General features: G+C 64.4%; 2 protein-coding genes. One reads left to right on the top strand and one right to left on the bottom strand.

Annotated features, from left to right (window positions below; all coding sequences use genetic code 11):
• The first annotated feature begins 556 nt into the window (after positions 1-556).
• The gene (locus ACFCY1_RS40165) at positions 557-1,165 is read left to right on the top strand and encodes a hypothetical protein (RefSeq protein WP_375877718.1); all 609 of its coding nucleotides are present in this window, start codon (positions 557-559) and stop codon (positions 1,163-1,165) included.
• Positions 1,166-1,645: 480 nt separating this feature from the next.
• Here ACFCY1_RS40165 and ACFCY1_RS40160 read toward each other — a convergent pair whose 3' ends face one another.
• Entirely contained in the window at positions 1,646-1,915 is a 270-nt protein-coding gene (locus ACFCY1_RS40160) for an HNH endonuclease (RefSeq protein WP_375877719.1), read from the bottom strand.
• Positions 1,916-2,181: the final 266 nt, after the last annotated feature.

The raw sequence follows: 2,181 nt of genomic DNA, 5'->3' as shown, positions 1-2,181 counted from the left end.
GTCAGAAGGGTGTCCAGGTTCGTCTTCACAAACCAACCAACGGGCACCCTTCGTCATGGTCGCGGCCAGCCCAGCAATCGGACTCACTCATCTAGAGATTGACCCGCCCCGGTACCCCCAGGCCGATGATGTGCGCAAGGCACTACGGATCGGGTCCCGCGCAAACACTCTGAACAGCCATGTGAGGGTTTTCCCTCCCTGCCGGTAGGGGCCGGGAGTGAAGGGGGTGCCCGCCTGGGTCGACGCCCACGGCTGCCGCCTCTCGGTTGTGACAGAGAGCGCACAGCGGACGCAGCCGATGGAACCCGTCCGGATCGGCGACACCCCACGCAGCCGGGACGCGACGCGACTCCGGGAAGTGGTCGGCGACCACGACTGCTCGTCCGTACTGATTTCACGCGGATTCACGGATTGGCGCCGGAGTTCACGCCTTTCACGCGGCAGCCATCTTGGTCACGCGCACCCGGTCCAGTGAGATGGCGGCATGGACCACAACTGCCGAAGCGATGGACCGACGAACGACGCTAGACTCCCGCTCGGAACCAAGGGGGTGACGATGAAGAACGTGCAGGGGCTGTGGGTCCGGCGCACCCCGTATGTCACCCGCCAGCTCCTCGCAGCGCAAGATCACGTTGACGCTTGGCATCGGATGGTGGCCTTGGTTGCCACCAAGACGGTCAGTCACGGCGTGGACGTGTCGTCCGGTAAGTGGGAAGTCCTAAAGGTCGTAACCGGCCTGCACGATGCTGCCAAGGTCAGGTCGTCCGACTTCATCCCCCCGGCGTCGGAGTTAGCACAGCGAGTCGGACGCTTACATCGCCAAGGACCAACTCCCAAGTCCGCGACAGCCCGTGTCAAACATGCTGCTGACAGGCTGCGAACTGCTGAACCGGGCCCCGAACGACGTGAGACCGCACGTGAGTTCCTTGAGGCACTCGCCGAACTGATCATCTGCCTGTTGCGACTCCTCGTGCGCGCCCTGTTGCGGCTGCTGTCCATCACGCTGGCGCGAACCCGTACGGCCAACCTGCCGACGTGGCAGCCCGAACCGATTGAAGAGTCCCCACAGATCGCGCCCCGTGGTCCGAACGTTCCCTTCCCCGTGAGTACTCACCGGGGCGGGCGTCGTAGCAGCACGTTGGGGAACGTCGTAGTAGCTGCGTAGGTGACCCGCCGGCCGCTTCCGGTCGGAAGGCTCGTAGTCATGCTCAATCTCCCGGCAACGGCCCCGTGGTGGGCTGCCGTAGCTGTGGCGCTGGTCGGACTTCTCATCGTCGGGATCACCCGGTTCATGCGTAGCTTCTGGCCGCAGAACTCTGCCGATCGAAAGGCAGTTTTGCTGGAAAGGCAGCGTGAGAAGACCCGTCGCCGCATGGAGGCGGAGAAGCGGAAGGCCCTTCGGGAGGACCGTCGGGCGCAACGACAGGGCGCCGCCCAACAGCCCTCCTTGCTCCCTCCGGAGTGATCTCCACTCAATCGGCGAAGTCCCGTTCGGTTTTCTCCTGGGCGGGTGGGTCCGGTGGTCGACGTTGACCCTTCTCCGGTGCCAGTGGTGACTGGGTGACGTTCAGAGGGGTGAGTTCAGCTTCTCTCCAGACTTGCTGCCTCATAGAGATACCGAATCAGGCCCCCGAACGTCACCCCGTCATCCGCTACGCTGCTGCACCGATTGACTCGGCAAAGCCAACGCGGCAACCTCAGTGGGCACACCCTGGCAGCAGGGGGCAGCAAGCCGCGAGAGCGGATTCCATTCGTCCATAAGTTGATCCTTCTTCGACGCATTGCACGGCACGCAGACCACGCGCATGTTCGCAACCGTCGACACGCCACCCCGTGAGATGGGGATCAGGTGGTCGATCACGCCTCCCTCTGGCAGCGCAGCCGAGCAGTGAAAACAGCCGGCGTCCCCATGCACTTCACGCACCCGCCGCTGCAAGGTCACCCGGCGGGCGGCAGTGCGCTGCACCTTCTGACAGGCGCGGCATACCCCGTCACGGAACTTGAGGACCACGGGCTTGCCACAGCGACGACACGGTACCGGGCTGCGCTTGGTCCGAGCGCGCTTCCGTACGTGCTCAGCAGCGCGACGGCACGGATCTGAACAGTAGAGCCGGTCAGGGCCGCTCTGAGGTTCCCCCGAGGTGCGGAAGGTTGCCGGAGATGGCCTGATTGGCCATGAGA

The sequence above is a fragment of the Kitasatospora sp. NPDC056273 genome (assembly GCF_042268845.1).
GTDB lineage: Bacteria > Actinomycetota > Actinomycetes > Streptomycetales > Streptomycetaceae > Kitasatospora.
This window is presented reverse-complemented; position numbering and strand designations above follow the sequence as displayed.

Coding starts and splice junctions, on each gene's coding strand:
- ACFCY1_RS40165 (WP_375877718.1), top strand. CDS start 557: ATGAAGAACGTGCAGGGGCTGTGGGTCCGGCGCACCCCGTATGTCACC.